The sequence below is a fragment of the Sorangium sp. KYC3313 genome (assembly GCF_052075895.1).
Lineage (GTDB): Bacteria > Myxococcota_A > Polyangia > Polyangiales > Polyangiaceae > Sorangium > Sorangium cellulosum_B.
The window spans coordinates 8,140,281-8,159,045 of sequence record NZ_CP197255.1 but is presented as its reverse complement, the minus strand read 5'-3'; the positions used below and the strand labels follow the sequence as shown (position 1 = coordinate 8,159,045).

General features: G+C 71.0%; 14 protein-coding genes. 7 read left to right on the top strand and 7 right to left on the bottom strand.

Annotated elements, in window-relative coordinates; all coding sequences use genetic code 11:
• Window positions 1-75: 75 nt before the first annotated feature.
• Window positions 76-1,686 (bottom strand): CotH kinase family protein, encoded by a 1,611-nt coding sequence (locus ACSRUE_RS31425; protein WP_441286809.1) that lies wholly within the window; start codon window positions 1,684-1,686, stop codon window positions 76-78.
• Window positions 1,687-1,934: 248 nt separating this feature from the next.
• Here ACSRUE_RS31425 and ACSRUE_RS31420 point away from each other — a divergent pair, with 248 nt between their 5' ends.
• Window positions 1,935-3,218 carry a monooxygenase gene (locus tag ACSRUE_RS31420; protein WP_441286808.1) on the top strand — a complete coding sequence of 428 codons (1,284 nt, stop codon included), beginning with the start codon at window positions 1,935-1,937 and terminating at the stop codon, window positions 3,216-3,218.
• An 18-nt stretch (window positions 3,219-3,236) separates the two neighbouring features.
• On the opposite strand, the gene ACSRUE_RS31415 is transcribed toward ACSRUE_RS31420, so the two are convergent.
• Window positions 3,237-3,695 (bottom strand): hypothetical protein, encoded by a 459-nt coding sequence (locus ACSRUE_RS31415; RefSeq protein WP_441286807.1) that lies wholly within the window; start codon window positions 3,693-3,695, stop codon window positions 3,237-3,239.
• A gap of 476 nt (window positions 3,696-4,171) precedes the next feature.
• Here ACSRUE_RS31415 and ACSRUE_RS31410 point away from each other — a divergent pair, with 476 nt between their 5' ends.
• Window positions 4,172-6,361, top strand: a complete 2,190-nt coding sequence (locus ACSRUE_RS31410; RefSeq protein ID WP_441286806.1) for a bifunctional alpha,alpha-trehalose-phosphate synthase (UDP-forming)/trehalose-phosphatase — start codon at window positions 4,172-4,174, stop codon at window positions 6,359-6,361.
• 58 nt (window positions 6,362-6,419) lie between these two features.
• Here the strand turns inward: ACSRUE_RS31410 and nhaA are convergent, their stop codons facing one another.
• A complete protein-coding gene (gene nhaA / locus ACSRUE_RS31405; RefSeq protein ID WP_441286805.1) occupies window positions 6,420-7,829 on the bottom strand; it encodes a Na+/H+ antiporter NhaA in 1,410 nt (469 codons plus the stop codon).
• A gap of 202 nt (window positions 7,830-8,031) precedes the next feature.
• Window positions 8,032-8,538, bottom strand: coding sequence for a hypothetical protein (locus ACSRUE_RS31400; protein ID WP_441286804.1), 507 nt, complete (start codon window positions 8,536-8,538; stop codon window positions 8,032-8,034).
• An 851-nt stretch (window positions 8,539-9,389) separates the two neighbouring features.
• Between ACSRUE_RS31400 and ACSRUE_RS31395 the strand changes: the two genes are divergently transcribed.
• The 5 genes from ACSRUE_RS31395 to ACSRUE_RS31375 all read left to right on the top strand — a co-directional run bounded on the left by ACSRUE_RS31395 (window position 9,390) and on the right by ACSRUE_RS31375 (window position 14,986).
• Window positions 9,390-10,718 (top strand): DUF2403 domain-containing lipoprotein, encoded by a 1,329-nt coding sequence (locus ACSRUE_RS31395; RefSeq protein WP_441286803.1) that lies wholly within the window; start codon window positions 9,390-9,392, stop codon window positions 10,716-10,718.
• 23 nt (window positions 10,719-10,741) lie between these two features.
• On the top strand, window positions 10,742-11,797 hold the full coding sequence (locus ACSRUE_RS31390) for a glycoside hydrolase family protein (protein WP_441286802.1): 1,056 nt from the start codon (window positions 10,742-10,744) through the stop codon (window positions 11,795-11,797).
• Window positions 11,798-11,953: 156 nt separating this feature from the next.
• Window positions 11,954-12,310, top strand: coding sequence for a hypothetical protein (locus tag ACSRUE_RS31385; RefSeq protein ID WP_441286801.1), 357 nt, complete (start codon window positions 11,954-11,956; stop codon window positions 12,308-12,310).
• Between the two features lie 37 nt (window positions 12,311-12,347).
• Window positions 12,348-13,406, top strand: coding sequence for an alpha/beta hydrolase family esterase (locus ACSRUE_RS31380; protein ID WP_441286800.1), 1,059 nt, complete (start codon window positions 12,348-12,350; stop codon window positions 13,404-13,406).
• A gap of 227 nt (window positions 13,407-13,633) precedes the next feature.
• Entirely contained in the window at window positions 13,634-14,986 is a 1,353-nt protein-coding gene (locus tag ACSRUE_RS31375; protein WP_441286799.1) for an extracellular catalytic domain type 1 short-chain-length polyhydroxyalkanoate depolymerase, read from the top strand.
• Window positions 14,987-15,024: 38 nt separating this feature from the next.
• On the opposite strand, the gene ACSRUE_RS31370 is transcribed toward ACSRUE_RS31375, so the two are convergent.
• The 3 genes from ACSRUE_RS31370 to norR form a co-directional block, all read right to left on the bottom strand.
• Window positions 15,025-16,344 carry a PQQ-dependent sugar dehydrogenase gene (locus tag ACSRUE_RS31370; RefSeq protein WP_441293151.1) on the bottom strand — a complete coding sequence of 440 codons (1,320 nt, stop codon included), beginning with the start codon at window positions 16,342-16,344 and terminating at the stop codon, window positions 15,025-15,027.
• Between the two features lie 184 nt (window positions 16,345-16,528).
• Entirely contained in the window at window positions 16,529-16,939 is a 411-nt protein-coding gene (locus ACSRUE_RS31365) for a VOC family protein (RefSeq protein ID WP_437553290.1), read from the bottom strand.
• 108 nt (window positions 16,940-17,047) lie between these two features.
• The gene (norR, locus tag ACSRUE_RS31360) at window positions 17,048-18,598 is read right to left on the bottom strand and encodes a nitric oxide reductase transcriptional regulator NorR (protein WP_441286798.1); all 1,551 of its coding nucleotides are present in this window, start codon (window positions 18,596-18,598) and stop codon (window positions 17,048-17,050) included.
• Between the last annotated feature and the right edge of the window lie 167 nt (window positions 18,599-18,765).

Here is an 18,765-nt window from a genome sequence, read left to right as displayed (position 1 = left end):
ATGTCGGGCGATGTCAATGTCCGCTCCGGCCGCGCGACGATCGGCCAGCGGCCCCGCGCCGGGCGGGCGCTCCGCTCAGTAGAGCGCGTCCTGGTGCCGCCACCGCTCCGAGATCCACGCCTTCAGGTACGCGATCTCCTCCTCGTACGTCGTGAAGTCGCCGCGCCAGCTCCAGCCCTCGTAGCTCCGGTACGCCTCGCCCCACCTCGCCTCGTCCCGGCGCGCGCTCGCGTCGATGCGCGCCACGTAGCCGTCCACGATCGCCTGGATCTCGGCGTCGCCGAGCGCGCCGCGCAGGACCTCTCCGTAGCGGGCGCGCAGCGGATCGCCGAGCGAGGGCTCCTCCAGCAGGCGCTGGAAGAGGAGGTTCACGCCGAGGTACTCGACGCGATCGGAGGCCGGCTGGCGCTCCGTCTCCCACGTCTGGCCGAAGCTCGCGTTGAAGTCCCACGGCGCGTAGCGGAACACGCCGCCTGCGACCGGATCGCGGTAGTGGTAGCTGTTCTTTCCGGCCGAGTCGTCGGCCATGATGAACGTGGCGAAGATCCACCAGTCCTCGTAATCGCGCAGATCGATCCGCGACCCGATCTCGGCGGCGAACACGGCCGCTTCGGACGTGGCGACGAAGCTCACGAGGTCCTCCAGGTCCGCGAACGCCTCCGGCTCGCCCTCCGGCGGCGTCCCCTCTTTCTTCTCGAAGCCGTCGTGCAGCGTCTCCTTCGGCTCGCCGTTGTGCGCGGTCAGCGCGAAGTTCGCGTCGTGGCTGACCGCCTTGTAGAGGTTGCCGTCCTGCGAGTACCCGTGGTCCTCCATGAGGTAGCCGTCGACGTGATCGGCCACGGTGTAGAGCCCCGTGTACTGCCCGTCGAGGTACACCACCGCGCTGTACGTCTTGATCTGGATGTGCTCCGGATCGAGGCGGTTCCAGAGGTCGTACGCAAGGCGCTGCCGGACATAGGAGTTGTCGTCGAACGTGCTGACGAGCACGACCTTGCGGCGGTCGGTGAACCCGCCGGCCTCGTCGGGCTCGTTGAACTTGTCTTCCTTCGGGAACTTGAGGGTGAAGCTGTTCTTCGGATACCCGAGCGAGCTCTCGCCGCGGAGCTCCGCCTCGGCGTTGTACGTGCGGCCGCGGTAGACGACCGTGGCCGGCGCGTACTCCTTCGCCTCGGGGGTCGGCGAGAGGAAGAGCACCGGCAGGCCGTACTCCTCGGGATAGCGGGCCGGATCGACGACAGGCACGTTCGAAGGATCGGCCCAGTCGTCGGCGACGCCGATCTTCACGCGCCCGACCTCGGACGTCGGCGCGACGCGGATCTCGATCTCGTAGACGGCGGCCTGGTCGAGCCCGGGTGAGAACGTCACCTCGCGCGCGACCGGGTCGTAGGTGGCGCCGTCGGGGAGCGGGCCGACCTCGATCGCGCCGTCGGGGAGCGCGAGGCCGGTCGCGCACGTCACGGGGAACGTCACGGTCTCGCCCTCGAGGAGCCAGTGCGGTCCGCCGCCCGACGGCTCGCAGCGCGACCCCTCGGGGCTCGACGACCCGCCAGCGGTCGCGCCCGCGCCAGCGGTCGCGCCCGCGCCAGCGGTCGCGCCCGCGGGCGACTCGCCGGAGCAGCCGGCACCTTGCAAGGATCCCAGGACCAGGGCCGTCGCCAGCGGCAGGAGAAGGCGGGGGTTGCGCATGCGGGCGATCCTAGCCGAGCGCGCGCGGCTCGGCCCCGTGCTGGATGTGCGCTGACATACACACGCGCGCCGACACGCGCCTCTCCGCTCTCACGTCGTCGACGCTCGAGGACCGCCGCCGTCCTCGTCGAGCCCGGCCCTTGACACACCGCTGACTGGCTATTAAACAATCGTTTCAAACGGTCGATTGACAGGGGCGTTCGCGGGGATGCGGCTCCTGAGCCGACCGCGACGACAGGAGGCGTGTGATGACGAGGGGCGAAGCTGTGCGCAGGGCACGGAGCGCGGCGGTGTTCGTGCTCGGGGCGGTGGGGACGGTGGGGTGTGGGGGCGACGGGGAGGCGCCCGCGCCGCCGGGGCCGGAGGTGACGTGGTTCCGGGACATCCAGCCGCTCGTGGAGCGCTCGTGCGCCTCATGCCACGACGGCGCTGGCGTCGGCGGGGTGGCGCTGACGGACGCGGCGACGGCGCAGCGGCTGGCCGCGCTCATGTCGCTGCGGGTGAGCGCGGGGGACATGCCGCCGCCGGTGCTGGACCCGAGCTGCCGCAGCTACGAAGGCGCGGAGAGGATGAGCCTCGGTCAAGAGGAGCGCCTCCTCTTCGACGCATGGGCGCGCGACGGCGCTCCGCTCGGCAATCCGGTCGATTCGCCGCCGCCGCGGGGCCGGGCGGACACGATCGCGTCGCCCGACGCCACGCTCGAGATGCCCGAGGAGCACGACGTCTCCCTCGACGACGACGGCAACGAGTACTTCTGCACGATCGTCGACAACCCCTTCTCCGAGCCGGCCTGGATCACGGCGTTCGAGGCGGAGGTCGGCAATCCGGCCGTGGTGCACCACATGGCCGTGTACCGGGATCTCGGCGGCGACGCGGGCATCGGTTACGGCGTCGCGCCGGGGACGCGCGCATTCCCGTGCCGCGATCCGGTCATCGAGCTCGACTGGCAGCTGCTCCACAGCTGGGCGCCCGGCGTCGGGGTGACGCGGCTGCCGGAGGGCGCCGGGGTCCGCGTCGAGCCCGGCGAGCAGCTCGTGATGCAGATGCACTATTTCGGGCGCAGAAACTCGGACGCGCGCGATCGGTCCGGCTACCGCCTGGAGCTCTCGCGCGAGGCGCCTCGCGCCGAGGTCTACATGGATGTGTTCGGCCCGGTCCCTTTCACGATCCCCGCGGGCGCCGAGGCGCACACCGAGCGGAGCGCCGCGCCGAACGAGGGCCCGCCGCTGCTCGTGTACGGCGTCATGCCGCACATGCACGTGCTCGGCCGCTCCTACCGGGCCTGGATCGAGCGCGACGGCGGAGCGCGCGAGTGCGCCGCGCGCGGCGAGTTCGAGTTCCACCACCAGGCGCTCTACATGTTCGATGAGCCGATGCGCTGGGGGTCGGGCGATCGCTTCGTCACCGAGTGTACATGGGACAACACGGTGGACAGCGAGGGGCAGTTCTCCCTGCCGCCGCAGGACGTGCCCTGGGGGGAAGGGACGAATCAGGAGATGTGCTTCATGATCGCGTATCTGTCGAAGGAGTGAGCTCCGGCGAGACGGCGCTTACAGATCCATGATCTCGACGTGATCCGACTCGGATGCTCCCTCCGTGATGCGCAAGAGGCCATCGAGCAGGTGGCCGAAGACGTCGTCGAGGCTGTCGCCGCATGGCGCGCCGAGCAGCGGCACCGAGTCCCCCCACTCCGTGACGAGCATCGTCTCGAGCTCCGGCGGCGGCGGCCAGCGCAGGCCGAGGACCGCGCGGGTCTTGCCGCTGATCGCCAGGTCGTCGATCGGTCGGCCCGCGAGCTCGGCCCGCGCGCGCCTGAGCTCGTCGTGGAGCTTTCGCGCAGGGAGCACCACGCGTTGCCCGCCGAGCGCCCCGGCGGCGCCGTGGATCGTCGCGAACTCCTCGCTCGGCCGCCCGTCCTCGAGGTGGTGCTGGATGCTGTCGCGCATGAGCGCAACCACGATCCAGCGCTGCTCGATCCACCCCTTCGGTCCGGAGAAGGACAGGCTCATGACAGAATTTCTAGTTCGCTCATCGTTTGAGATCAAAATATTTCAGCGGGGTGCTCGGCCTGAACCGGCCGCCCCGAGGGCGCTCTTCCTCCAGCGGCGCGCCGCGTCGCTGCCACCAGAGATCCGCGCCCTGCCCGCGTACCTGTCGGCCCAACGAACGACCCGCGTTGCCGTCCATCGCCGCTCGACGCGTTGCGACGCTCCGGCGCTGCGACGCCGGGGATCGATCGACGCGTGACGCCCCCGGCGTGTCGGATCAGCTTGCGCGACGCCGCGCGACATGGTTTGAGTTCAAAGAATTCGTTCGGCCGCTCGCCCGCGGCGATCCCGCGGTGGGCGTCGCGCCTGTTCGTTTCCGACGGCTCGTGGCGCGCGGCTCGTCCCTGCGCCGGCGCGCCTCGCGCCCGGCGGATGAGGGGGGGCCGCGCCTCGCGCCCGGGGGGCGGCGCCTCGTCGCCGCCAAGGAGGGGAGTTCCATGGCCCGACTGCTCATCGTCTCCAACCGTCTCCCGATCAGCGTGCGCGTGGACCGCGGCGCGCTCTGCCTCACGCGCTCCGCGGGCGGCCTCGCCGCCGCCATGCGCGGCCCCCACGAGCGGCGCTGCGCGGTCTGGATAGGCTGGCCGGGCAGCGTCACGAGCCTCTCCCCGGAGCAGCGAAGGGACGCCGACGTGGCGCTCGCCGGGATGCGCGCCGTGCCCGTGCACCTCGGCGCCGCGGAGCAGCACCGCTTCTACGACGGCTTCTCGAACGGCGTCCTCTGGCCCCTGCTCCACTACCTGCTCGACAAGGTGAACCTCGACGCGGAGCTCGACTGGGAGGCCTACCAGCGCGTCAACGAGCACTTCGCCGACGTCGTCGCCGCGCAGTACACGCCGGGCGACGCGATCTGGGTGCACGACTACCAGCTCCTGCTCCTCCCGGCGCTCCTCCGGCGGCGCCTCCCCGGGGCCCGGATCGGCTTCTTCCTCCACGTCCCGTTTCCCGCCGCCGAGGTCTTCCGCATCCTCCCGTGGCGGGAGCAGATCGTCCGGGGCCTGCTCGGCGCGGACCTGATCGGCTTCCACACGGCGGCCTACCGCAGGAACTTCGCGGCGTCCGCGGCGCACGTGCTCGGCGTCGAGCCGGGCGAGGCGGAGCTCGAGCACGACGGGCGCAGGGTCGCGCTGGGGGTCCACCCCATCAGCATCGACGCCGCCGAGATCGAGCGGCTCGCGAGCCACCCCGGTGTGCGGGAGGAGGCGGCGCGCATCCGCGCCGAGGCGTGCGGCCGCAAGGTCGTGCTCGGGATCGACCGGCTCGATTACACGAAGGGGATCCCGCGCCGGCTGCTCGCGATCCAGCGGTTCCTCGAGCGCGAGCCGGAGCTGCGCGATCGGGTCCGCTTCCTCCAGCTGGCCGTGCCCACGCGCGAGATGGCCGGCGCGTATGCCGACTTCCGGCGGATCGTGCACGAGATGGTCGGCCGCATCAACGGGCAGTACGGTACGACGTACGCGACGCCGATCCACTACATGCACCGCTCGCTGCCGTTCGAGCAGGTGGTCGCCCTCTACCTCGCCGCCGACGTGATGCTCGTGACCCCGCTGCGCGACGGCATGAACCTCGTCGCGAAGGAGTACGTCGCCGCGCGGGTCGACGACGACGGCGCCCTGATCCTGAGCGAGTTCGCGGGCGCGTCCTCCGAGCTCGCGGAGGCGATCTCCGTCAACCCGTACGACATCGGCTCGGTCGCCGCCGCCGTGAAGCAGGCGATCGCCATGCCGCCCGCCGAGCAGCGGCGCCGGATGGCGGCGCTGCGCCGCCGCGTGGCGACGCACGACGTCCACGCCTGGGCGCAGACGTTCCTCGACGAGCTCGACCGCGCGGCGACGCCGGAGCCCGCGGGGGCCGCCGCGCCGTCGCGCCGAGGGATGCCCGAGAGCGTCGTCGAGCGCGTGCGCGTCGCGCCGCAGCGCGTGTGGATCCTCGACTACGACGGCACGCTGGTCCCCTTCGCGCCGGTGCCCGACCTCGCCGCGCCGGACGAGGAGCTCCTCGCGCTGCTGAGGGCGCTGTCCGAGCGCGACCGCGTCCACATCGTGAGCGGCCGCCCGCGCGCCGACATCGAGCGCTGGCTCGGCGCGATGCCGCTCCACCTGCACGCCGAGCACGGCTTCTGGTCCCGGCCCAACGCGAGCGACGGCTGGGTCGCGCTCGAGTCCGACGCGGCGGCCTGGAAGGGCGAGGTGCGGGCGATCCTGGAGGACTTCACCCGGCGCACCCCGGGCAGCTTCATCGAGGAGAAGACGGTGACCCTGGCGTGGCACTACCGCACCGTGGAGCCCGAGCTGGCGGGCGGGCACCTGCGCGAGCTGCGCGCGCGGCTCGCGGAGCGCATCCCTGCGGACGCCCTGGAGCTGCTCGCCGGCGCGAAGGTGCTCGAGGTCCGGCCGCGCGGGGTGCACAAGGGCAGGGTCGTGCCGCGCATCCTGGACGACGTCCCCGCGAGGGCGGTGGTGATCGCCATCGGGGACGACCGCACCGACGAGGACATCTTCGCGGCGCTCCCGCCCTCCGCGTGCACCATCCACGTCGGCAACGAGAGCAGCTGCGCCGCCTACCGGCTGCCCGACGCGCGCGCGGTGCGGCGCCTCCTGCGCTCGGTCCACGGGGGCGACGCCTGATCACGCCGGAGGCACGCCGGAGGCAAGCCGGACGCGGCCGCTGCTCGCGGCGCGGCGGCTATCGCTCCGTCGACGTCTCGGCTTCCTCGAGCGTCAGCGCCGCGCCGTGCGTGGGGGTCCCGGGCAGCGCGAGCCTGCCGACGAGGAGGCCCACCACGGCCGCCACGGCAGAGGCGAGCAGGACGCCGAGCTTGGCGGCGGCGAGCTTCGCGCCGTCGCCGAACGCGAGGCCCGCGATGAAGATCGCCATGGTGAAGCCGATGCCCGCGACGCACCCCACGACCGCGATTCCGCGCCAGCCGACGCCGCGCGGCAGGGCGCAGACGCCGAGCCGGACCATCGCGAAGCTCGCGAGGAAGACGCCGATCGGCTTGCCGGCGACCAGGCCCAGCATGACGCCGAGCAGGATCGTCCCCGAGGCCGTGTGGCCGAGCGAGGAGCCATCGATGCGGACGCCGGCGTTGGCGAAGGCGAACAGCGGCATGATGGCGTACGCGACCCACGGGTGGAGCGCCGCCTGGAGCCGGACCACGGGCGGCAGCGCCTCGCGCTGGGCCTGCCGGATCCGCCCGAGGGGGTTCAGCAGGTCGTCCGCGCGGTGGCCGTCGCGCTGGGTGAGCGCGGCGACCCTGTCCACCACGTCGCGCGCCGCGGCGAGGAACCCGTGGCTGCCGAACCAGGAGCGCACCGGCGTCAGGAGGCCGATGGCGACGCCGGCGATCGTGGGGTGGATGCCGGCGCGGAGCATGCCCCACCAGACGACGGCGCCGGGGACCACGTAGGCCGCGGGACGGCGGACGCCGAAGCGCTGGAGCACCAGCACGCCCAGCGCCCCGCCGCCGGCGATGAGCAGCCCGCTCCACGCGACGCCCGACGAGTAGAAGAGCGCGATGACGATGATGGCGCCGATGTCGTCGATGATCGCGAGCGCGAGCAGGAGCACGCGCAGGGCAGGGGGCACGCGCTTGCCGAGCAAGGCGAGGACGCCCACCGCGAACGCGATGTCGGTCGCCGTGGGGACGCCCCAGCCGTGCCGCGAGGCCGGCGAAGCGTTGAGCGACAGGTAAAGGAGCGCAGGCGCGATCATGCCGCCCAACGCCGCGGCGACCGGGAGCGCCGCGCGCTTGAGATCCGAGAGCTCCCCTTCGTGGATCTCCCGCCGGATCTCCAGGCCGACGACGAAGAAGAAGATCGTCATGAGCCCCTCGTTGATCCAGAAGTGCAGGGGCTGCGTGAACACCAGCGAGCCGGCGCCGATCGTGATCGGGACGTGCCAGAGGTGCTCGTAGGCGTCGCCCCACGGCGAGTTCGCCCATGCGAGGGCGGCGACGGACGCGATGAGCAGGACGATCCCGCTGGCGGCCTCGACGTGCAGGAAGCGTTCGATCGGGCCGAGGACGCGCTCGGCGATGCGGCGCGCGGGGGCCCAGGTTCCGGGGGCAAGCTCGTGAGAGGGGGATCGGGGCAAGGGGGACCGCGAGGGCGCGAGCGACGTCGCGCGAGGGGGGGAAGGCGGCCCGACCGTCCCATGAAGACCTGTCGCGGCGCTCCGCCGCCGCGACACCCGCGCGAGAGAATACTCATCCGGGCAAACGAAGCCAGTGAGAACGGGCTCCCTGGGCCAGGCGCGCCGCGCCGGCGGGCGCGGGCCGTGATCAACCAGGCCGCGATCAGCCAGGCACGACGGCGATCCCGCCGGTCGTGTACAGCGCGGAGGTGTCCCAGGCGAGCCCGGGGGGGAGCGGCACATCGATCCTCACCTCGGAGAACGTCCCCTGGAGGGCGCCGCTCCAGCCGAGCACGGCGACGGTATCGCCGGCCTGGAAGGGCATGGCCCCGTCCTCCACGTGGATCTCCAGGGCCCCGTCGAGGGTCACGTCCCCGTCCACGAACAGGAGCGGCGCGGCGCTCGGCCCGGCGATGGTCACGCTCAGCCTCGCGAGCCAGCCCTGGCTGTAGCTCCCGGCGACGCTCGTCGAGGGGTACACCTCGCCCACGACCAGCGTGCCGAGCGCGGGGTTCGCGAGATCGCCCGTGAAGCTGCTGGTCTCGAGGCGCCCCCGGTAGAAATCGATGACGTCGCCGGCCTGGACCCCGATCTCTCCCGCAATGAGCTCGCCGTCCGCGAGCCGCACCGCCCACCTCGGGCCGCGCCTCGATCGGGCGGAAAGGGTCATGCGGGGCGTTGGCACCGAAATAGACGTTGTGCGAGACGAAGCTCGCTCCTTTTCGGATCTCGATCCTGCCGCCCCACAGGTCGCCGATGTAGGCGTTGGTTCGGCTCGTCAGGGTCGCCCGCCCGGACCGGCACTGCCACGCTCACCGACACCGCCGCAAGCAACGCCGAAAGGGCGCATCGGACATGCTGGTTCATAGGCCTCCTGCTCAGCAAGAAAATTCACAGCACAAGAATTCCGTCCTCACTTCCCCCTGCTGTCCGAGCCAGGTGGATCGCGAGACCGATAGTCCCGCGCGCACTCTGGCAGGTAAAAAGTCCGATGATCGCACGTCCTCGAATCAGCGCGATCGATGAGCCCGGCATGATGGGCCTCGCCGCCCGGGCCGCATGGACCGGGCAGGGGGGCGCGGATGGCCCCTCTCGCGGGAGACGTTCGGCGTCGACTTTGCCGTCTCCGCCGCCCGTCGGGCCGGTTTGCGAGAGGTGATTGGAGCCGATCTCTTTTTCATGAATCCTGTGTGCGAGCGTGCGAGTTCGTCGAGCTCGACGAGCGTCTGAGTCCGTCGGCGCCGAGGCGCTGGAGCGTGAGCTCGTCGAAGGCGCCAGCGTCGAGGCGCACCAGGGCGCTACGTGGCGTCAGGCGGGCTCTCGGGGAGCACGGACGCGAGGTCGAGGTCCCTGCGGACGTCTGCTCGAGCGACCTCGCTCCGGGATCGGTCGTGGCTCGACCGCGCTCGATCGGCTCGGGTCGGGCCCGAGCGGCGCCCATGTGGGCCTCTCGATGACCTATCGGCTCCGACCCTCTGTTTTCCATCACGGAACGCGCGCGCTCCGGAGACAGTCACGGGCATGAAGCGCTCCTCGTTGATCGTGCACGCGGCTCTCGTCCTCCTCGCGTGCGCCTGCGGTGACGGAGGTGATGGCGGCGGCCAGGGCGGCCAGGGGGGCCAGGCGAGCGGAGGTCCGTCCACCGGCACGACAGGCGCCGGCGCGGGCTCGTCCGCCAGCACGGCGGGCGCCGGCGCAGGCCCGTCCGCCAGCACGACGGGCGCCGGCGGAGGCCTCGGCCCCCACGTCCCTGAGCCGAGCACGCCGACGCGCGGCGGGACGATGACGTTCACGAACATCGGCGCGCCCGGCTGGTGGCCCCGCCGCATCGACCGCGAGCCGGGCGACCCGGGGTGCGACTACAAGGATGGCGACGACACCTGGGGCGGGCACTGCTGCATGACGGAGCATCACACGACGAGCGACACGCTCGCCCCGTTCGATGAAGAGATGACCCTCATCATGAGGGCGATCCGCGTGAAGCAGCTCGCCGTCTATCAGCCCGGCAGCGACCCTGCCGCATGGCAGATGGTCTCGTCGTGGGACGCGAAGGTCGGCGCGGGCTCCAACCTGCTCGTCACGGAAGGGCAGACCACCTCCGCCGACTTCACGGGTGACCTCACGAAGAAGGACTGCGTCACGTACTTCACGCAGGACAAGCCCTTCGCGTGCGGTGACGGCAAGGATTATTACTGTCCCGACGATCCGGGCATCATGCACCTCGGCTGGGCGGGCTCGAAGCTCGTCGTCTTCCTGGCGTCGATGACGTTCGACGACGCGGGCGTCGAGAAATGCGACGGCGATGGGCAGGGCCACCCCGGCCCGTGGGTCGCGTTCGTCGCGTCCGAGCTCATTCGCGACGGCGGCCGCAAGTGGAATGGGCTCTGCAACTGCTACTCGAAGACGGGCACCGTCGGCGACGGCTGCGGCGAGATCAACGTGTTCGAGGTCGTGATGGACAACAACGAGTACAGCAACCGCGAGTTCATGAGCACCGGTGTCCGCTCGTACCAGGAGGGGCACATCGGCGGCAGCGTCTGCGGGACCGGCTGTGATCGCGACGCGTTCGCCGAGGATGTCGAGGTGGTGGATGCGTGCGCGCAAAAGGCCTACGACAAGGGGCCCGTCATCGAGGCCGGCGGGCCCTCGGACGGCTGCCCGACGTGGCGCCGGCCCAGCGGCGATCGCTACTTCATGATCCTGCTCGATGAGGCGCAGCGCACGATCCAGGTCGCGGTCATCCACCCCGAGAGGATCCCCTCCGCCGCGGCCGAGATGCTCCCCGATCTGCCGGGCGGGCTCTCGCGCCGCTCGATCGACGCCATGCTCTCGATGCGCCTGCCGGAGTGAGCCCCATGAAACCGAGGAACACCATGCACAATCTCCGTCAGCTTCCGGTGCGGTGGGTCTTCATCGCCGCGATCGCGTCCTTCGCCGGCGTGCCGGCGTGCTCGAGCAGCGACGACGAGGCACAGGCGTCGTCGGGGTCGAGCGGCGCCGGCGCGGGCAGCTCGAGCAGCAGCGGCGCAGCAAGCTCGAGCGGCGCCGGCGCGGGCAGCGCGAGCAGCAGCGGCGCGGCGAGCTCGAGCGGCAGCGGCGCAGCAAGCTCGAGCGGCAGCGGCGGCTCTCAGCCGATGGGCTGCAAGCGCGGCCTCGCGTATGGCTATCACTCGAAGGCCGACATGGATGCCCTCTCACCGGCGGTGTCCTGGTGGTACAACTGGACCCATGTGCCAGACGAGGGGGTCCGGCCCGATTATTACAGGACGCTCGGCGTCGAGTACGTACCGATGGTGTGGGGCGGGAACGACCTCGACGGCGCCGCCGCCGGCCGCATCGCCTCCGAGATCCCCGAGGGGGCGAGGTTCCTGCTCGGGTTCAACGAGCCGAACTTCGGGGCGCAGGCCGACCTTTCCGCGGCCGAAGCCGCGGCGCTCTGGCCGCACGTCGAGGCGGTGGCCGACGCGCGCGGCCTCGCGCTCGTGTCGCCGGCCGTGAACTTCTGCGGCGGCGATTGCCAGGAGACGGATCCATTCAAGTACCTGGACGACTTCTTCGCCGCGTGCAGCGGGTGCCGGGTCGATTACATCGGGATCCACATCTACACCGGCTGCAAGGGAGAAGGCGACAACCAGGCCCAGTGGCTCATCAACCACGTCGAGACGTACAAGTCACGGTTCGACAAGCCCCTCTGGCTCACGGAGCTCGCGTGCGACAGCGCGGGCTCCCTCGGCGAGCAGAAGGAGTTCCTGGTCGACGCGCTGGCGTACCTCGAGAACGAGCCCCGGATCGCGAGGTACGCGTGGTTCTCGGGCCGCGCCGACAACGTCCGGCACGCGAGCTTGCTCGGCGACGACGGCGAGCTCAACGAGCTCGGTCAAGCCTACGTCAGCGCGCCGCAGCACGCGTGCGGAGCCTCGACCGAGTGAGTGTGACGCGGCCGGCGGCCGGCCGCCTGCGCGCTCTCCCGCCGTGGCCGCCGCGCCGCGGCGCCCTGGCTCCGCCGCCGCTCGCCCCTCGGGCGGCGTCGGCCCGGCAGGCCCGCGCCGCAACGCGTCGGTGCGGCTGCGGTCGGAGACGCGAGCGTGAGGCTCGAAGGCGCGGTCACGCCTCGCCACCAGCACCGGTCCCCGCCAGGAGGGGGCCTCGCGCTCGCCGACGATCGTCGACGCTCGCCGCGCCAGATTGTGATTGACGCCGACAATGTGAGCGTTCACATTCGGCGCACCGAAACTTCTTTTGCCTTTCCCTGGATGGGCCGCCATGCGCACCGGGCCCTGCGTCCTCTTGACGGTCGCGCCGTGGCTCCGGACGAGGCGCATGCCGGGGGAAAGGAGGAGCAGCAGCTGGGCTCGGCTGGGATGACATCAGGGCGCATTCCACGTGCGGAACATCTGGCAACCACCTGCCTGCCAATCTCCGCCGTCATCGGCCTCGAGTGAGCGCTTCGCGCAGACCTAACGCAACCAGAGGGGCATCGTGCACTACGAAAAGAAGGCCGTCGGTCGCTTCCATGTCTTCTGTTTGCTCTCGAGCGTCGCGATGTTGGCGTGCGGCGAAGAGAGCGGCGACGCCGCACAAGCTGCGGGCGCGGGCAGCTCGAGCGTGTCGGCCGCGAGCGGGGCGTCGACCGGCGCAACCGCCGGGTCAAGCAGCGCTTCCGGTGGCACGAGCAGCGGCGAAGCAGCCGGTAGCGGCGGAGCGACCGCCGGCGCCGACGGAGCGGGCTCGGGTGGAACGGGCGGCGCGGGCGGTGCCGGGACAGGCGAGGCCGGCGGGGGCGGAGGTGGAGGTGACGCGGTGAAGTCCGCAGGCTGCGGCAAGACGCGCACCCTTAAGAACGGCGCCGGCACCGTGCAGAGCGGCGGGAAGAGCCGCAAGTACACCCTGCACGTCCCCGACGATTACGACAGCGGCCACCCGTACCGGCTCATTCTCGCCTTCCACGGGGCCACGGGGAACAGCGGCCAAGTCGCGCCCTCGTATTTCGGGCTCTGGTCGCTCTCCGAAGGGAGCACCATCTTCATCGCGCCCGACGCTGTCGGCGGGTTCTGGTCAGCCGACGACGATGTGACCTTCGTCGACGACATCCTCGATCAGGTCACGGGCGATCTCTGCATCGACACCTCGCGCATCGAGCTCGAAGGCTTCAGCCAGGGGGGCGCCATGGCGTGGACGCTGGCCTGCGCGCGTCCGGACGTTTACCGCGCCGCGGTGGTCCACTCCGGCGGCGGCCTTCCCCGGCCGGCGAGCTGCAAGCCGGTCGCCTTCATGTCTTCGCTCGGTCAGCAGGAGAGCGGCGGAGCCGGACAAACCTCCAACAGCGATTTCTTCGCCCAGCAAAATGGATGCATGGTGGAGGCCCTGGCCAAGGCGCCCAGAGGTGGCCACGCCTGCTCGGACTACAAGGGCTGCTCCGCGGGGCACCCCACCCGCTGGTGTGACTACGACGGCGGTCATACTCCGTCGCCGAACGACGGAGGGCAGCAGACGTCGTGGATGCCCCAGGAAGTGTGGACGTTCCTGAGTCAGTTCTAGAACACCAATCGTGTTGAAACCCGGGGAATTTCACAGGGAGGCGAGGAGTCGGGGAGGAAGAAAAGAGAATCTCTCCTTCTCGCCGTCTCTCGCTCCCCGACTCCTCGCCTCCCTGTGAAATTCCTGAGTTTCTCGAGGTTTCACCCCGTTTTGTCGCTCTAGAGTGCGCGAAACAAGGCGGCACTGGCCAGCATGCCAGGTTGTCGTTGACATGGAGTCTCTGTTCGATGGACCAATTCAAAAGTCACGTCCTCGGGCTCGCGTCGCTCTCGTTGGCGCTGCTCGTCGCGCTGCCTGCGCGCGGGGCATCGCTGCAAAAGGTCAACCAGAGCGAATGGGGGGCGGACGGCCTGCCCAGCTACGTCAACATGTACATTTACGTGCCTGACAAGCTGGCGACCAAGCCGCCCATCGTCGTCGCTCCCCATCATTGCCAGGGAAATGGCCAGGGGACGTTCAGCGAGATGTCGAGCCTGGTTTCCATAGCGAACACCAGTGGCTTCATCATGATCTTCCCGGAGGCCACCGGGCAGAACTGCTGGGACGCGGGATCGAAGAGATCGCTCGCCCACGGCGGCGGCGGCGACACGGGGGCCATCGTCCAGATGGTGAAATACACGCTCGCGAAGTACAGCGGCGATGCGGGCCGCGTGTACTCGGTCGGCGGGTCATCGGGCGGCATCATGACCGAGGCGTTGCTCGGTGTGTACCCCGACGTGTTCATGGCCGGCGTCTCGCTCATGGGCGTTCCGTGTGGCTGCTGGGCCGAGGGCTACAACGACGTCACCGGGACGGGGAGCTCGGCCCAGTGGAGCGGGCCCTGCGGGGGCGGCAACGTCACGAAGACCGGGCAGCAGTGGGGAGATCTCGTTCGTTCGTACTATCCAGGTTACACCGGCCATCGCCCGCGCCTGCAGCACTGGCATGGCACCGCCGACACGATCCTCAGCTACAAGAACATGGCTGAAGACATCAAAGAGTGGACGAACCTCCTGGGGTTGAGCGAAGCCCCGAGTGGGACCGACACGCCGAAGCGCGGAACCACGCGCCAGTTCTGGAAGAGCTCTTGCGGCTACACGGTCTATGAGGCCTTTTCGATGGACGGCGTCGGGCACGCTGTGCCGTTCGACGGCCCCGCCGTCGCCGCCTATTTCGGCCTCGACAAGGCCGGTGGTCAGGATCCAGAGACGGCAGCTTGTCCCGGCGCTGTCCCCGGCGGCAGCGACACCGGAGGCGCAGGCGGCGCGGCCGGAACCGGAGGCGCGGGGGGCGAAGCCGGAGGCGCAGGTGGCGAGGCCGGAGGCGCGGGGGGCGAGGCCGGAGCCGGAGGCGCGGGCGGGGTCATGGTAAGTGGCTCAGGCGGCAGCGCAGGCATCGGCGGCGCGATGGACACCGCGTCCGGGGGGGCGAACGGACAGGACGCCAGCGCGGGAACCGGCGACCCGACAGGAGGAGAAAGCTCCAGCTCCGGCTGCAGCTGCGCCGTGGGCAACGACGCGAGCGACTCTGGCACCCAGGCGGGTTTCCTCCTCGCGGCGCTGGGGTTGCTGCTCGGTCGCCCGAAGCGCCGCCCGCGCTGAGCGCGCTGGAAGACCCCCGGCCGCGCCGCATCGTGGTTTCACTTGCCGTAGGCCACCCGCCACACGGTGTTGCTCTGGTCGTCGGTCACCAGCAGCGCGCCGTCCTTGGCCACCGCGACGCCGACCGGACGACCCCACACGTCGCCGGTGCTCGTGACGAAGCCGGTCATGAAGTCTTCGTAATATCCCGCCGCCTTGCCGTCCTTGACCGGGATGCGAATCACCTTGTATCCGGTGCGCCGCGAGCGGTTCCACGAGCCGTGCTCCGCCGCGAAGATGTGTCCCTGGTAGTCGGCCGGGAACTGCTGGCCCGTGTAGAAGCAGAGGTCGAGGGAGGCCGAGTGCGACTGGATCAGCACGTCGGGCACGACGACCTTGTCCCGGAGCTCGGGGCGCTTGCCCTCGTGCCGCGGATCCTGATGCCCGCCGAGGTAGTACCAGGGCCAGCCGTAGAAGCCGCCCTCTCGCACGCGCGTCACGTAATCGGGGACCAGGTTGTCGCCCAGCTCGTCGCGCTCGTTCACGCTGGTCCAGAGCGCGCCCGTCGCCGGCTCGATGGCCAGGCCGACCGGGTTGCGGATGCCTGACGCATAGAGCGCCTCGCTCTTGCCGTCGGGCGTGAAGGCCAGGATGCACGCGCGGCGGATCTCGTCGTCGTCGTCATCGACGTTGGAGCGGGAGCCCACGGACACGAACATTCGCTGGTTGTCCTTGCTGAAGGCGATATCGCGGGTCCAGTGGCCGCCGCCGCCCACGGCCTCCTTGCCCGAGGGGATGTTGGTGACCAGCGCCTCGGCCGGGCCGCTGGCCCTGGTGTCGCCCGCCTTGTAAGGGAACCGCACCACGCTGTCCGTATTCGCGATGTAGACGTGCGTCGGCGCCTCGGTCCCGCTCGGATAGAAGGCGATGCCGAAGGGGCGGTTCAGGTCCCCGGCGTAGACGCTGCGGACGTCGGCCTTGCCGTCGCCGTCCGTGTCCCGGAGCACCTGCACCCGGTCCGCCGCGCTCTCGGCCACGAACACGTCGCCGTTCGGCGCCACCTGCACGACGCGCGGCTTCTCCAGCCCCGTGGCGAGCTCGGCGACGGTGAATCCCGACGGGACTTTGGGGAACACACCGGCTGGACGATCTGCCTTGCTCGGGCGGTTGGTCACCGACTCGCCCTCGTTGGGCGCGGGGAGGTCGGCGACGGTGATCTTGCGCTTCACGCCGGGCGCGTCCGTCGTCCAGTCGCCCAGCGCGTCGGCGCCGGTGAGGATCCTGTCGGTGGGCGCTGGCTGCGGTGTGACCTCGGCGCGCTTGGGCGAGCAGGAGGCCAGCGCGCCCGCGCCGGCGCCCACCAAGAGCACCTGAGCCAACCCACGCCGGACCCACCGGCGACCTGGGATTCGGTTGTCCATGGACTCGGGTTGCCATTCGGCTGCTCCTCTGTCCACCGCTCCTCTGGACCGATGAGCCCGCCGATCTCCTCGCCTCTCGCCACGAGCAGACGGGGGAGCGGCCCTCCATCCAACCCCGGTTGCCGTCCCGGTGGCCGGCTACCTACCAGTCCGCCTCGATCACCCCTCCGGTGTACTGCGTGCTGGTCGGCGTGTACTGGTGCACCTCGAACTTGTTGCCGTCGGGGTCCGCCAGCCAGATCTGGTACGTGTTGTCGCAGCCGAGCTTCTTCTCGGTGAACGGGACGCCGCGGCTCTTCAGCGTCGCCATCACGGCGTCCATGTCGTCGGTCTCCAGGCAGAAGTGGGCGATCCCGGTATTGACCACCTCGCCGAGGTTCCGGTCCTCGAACATCTCCATATAGTTGCCGTCGGCGATCTCGAGGTAAGCGCCGAACGGCGCGCCTTCGCGGGTGAAGCTGAACTTGGTGGCGAACCCGAGCTTGCCGTAGAAGTCGACCGAGCGCTGCAGATCCCTCACGTTGAGACAGACGTGCGCGATGCGTTTGAACATGGGACAGCCTCCGCGACGGCGCCGGGGTAGGGGAGCGGCGCGCGCGGACGAGGATACCCCACCCGGATGCCCTGGCGCGACGGCGGCCCTTCGCCGTCCCCGTTCGCCTCAGCGCAGCCCGAGCCGCTTCGCGAGGTGGTGCAGGTTGCTGCGGTGCATCCCGAGCGATCGCGCCGCGGCGGCCCAGTTGCCGTCGTGCTGCGCCACGGCCCGCTCGATGAGCCCGCGCTGGAACGCGTCGACCTGCTCGTTCAGCGGCGCCGCCGCGGGCGCCTTCTCCGCGTCGTCCTCGCGCGGCGCGGGCTCCGCCACCGCGGCGACGTCGACCCCGAGGTGGGCCGGCTTGACGACCACGGGCGCCCCGCGGGGCACGCCCCGCGACGCCTGCAGCACCATCCGGAACACCGTGTTCTCCAGCTCACGCACGTTCCCCGGCCAGGCGCCGCCCGCGAGCAGCTCGCGCGCCGCCTTCGTCAGCCGCACCGGCCCGACGCCGAGCCGCGCGCGCGCCTCGTCGCAGAAGTGGCCGGCGAGCAGCGGGATATCGCTCCTCCGCTCGCGCAGCGGCGGCACCGCGAGGCGGTAGACGTTGAGCCGGTGGAACAGATCGGCCCGGAAGCGCCCCTCGGCCACCTCCCGCTCGATATCGCGGTTCGTGGCCGCCACGACGCGCACGTTGACGCGCAGCGACCGATCGGCGCCGACCCGCTGCACCTCGCCCTCCTGCAGCGCCCGCAGCAGCTTCGGCTGGATCGACAGCGGCAGCTCGCCGATCTCGTCGAGGAGCAGCGTGCCCTTGTCCGCCACCTCGAGCTTCCCCGGCCGGCTCTGCTCCGCCCCGGTGAACGCGCCGCGCACGTGCCCGAACAGCTCGCTCTCCGCCACCGACTCGGGCAGCGCCGCGCAGTTCACGTGGAGCAGCGGCTCGCCCCGCCGCCCCGACGCCGCGTGGACGGCGCGCGCCACGAGCTCTTTCCCCACGCCCGTCTCGCCCGTGATCAACACCGTGAGATCCGACGGCCCCACGAGCGCGATCTCGTCGCGCAGCCGCTGCATCGCCGGGCTCGTCCCGAGCAGGCTCGCGCCCCGCTCCCGCTCCGCCGCCCGCCGGAGATCGTCGGCGACCAGGCCGAGCCGCTCGGCGCTGTGCTCGAGCGCGTCGATGAGCTGGCTCGTGCGCACCGCCGCGCCGGCCAGCGCGCCCAGCCAGGAGAGCGTCGCCGCGTCGACCCCCTCGAAGGCGCGCGGGTCGCGCGCGTCGGCCGTCAGCAGCCCGATGAGCGTGCCCTCGACCCGCAGCGGCCAGCCGAGGCACGCGTGCACGTGCGCCAGCGCGGTCGCGTCCGACGCGAGCAGCCCGTCGAACGGATCCGGCAGCTCGGTGTCCGGCGCGAAGCGCACCGGCGCCTCGGCGTGGCAGAGGATGTCGAGCCGAGGGTGCGCCTTCGTGCAAAACGTGCGCCCCAGCGCCTCCGGCGCGAGCCCGTGCGCCGCGAGCGGCACCAGCACGCCGTCCTGGTACCGCATCAGGCACGCCGCATCACACGGCACCACGTGCCGCACCGCCTCGAGCAGGCGCCGGTACCGATCCTCGGCGCCCAGCGACGTCGTGAGATCGAGCGCGACCGACAGAAGCGCCTCCAGGTTCGGCTTCACCATGTTGTCGATTGTACAACGTAGTTGTTGATTTGACAACGCACGGATGTTGCGGAAATCGCAACATCACCCGCCAGGAGGCACGAGACGAAGGGGCGCGCGGCAGCGGCACGCCGCCTGCTTCATGGCCGGGCGTCACGATCGGAGCTCCCGAGGTCGCGCCGCGGAGG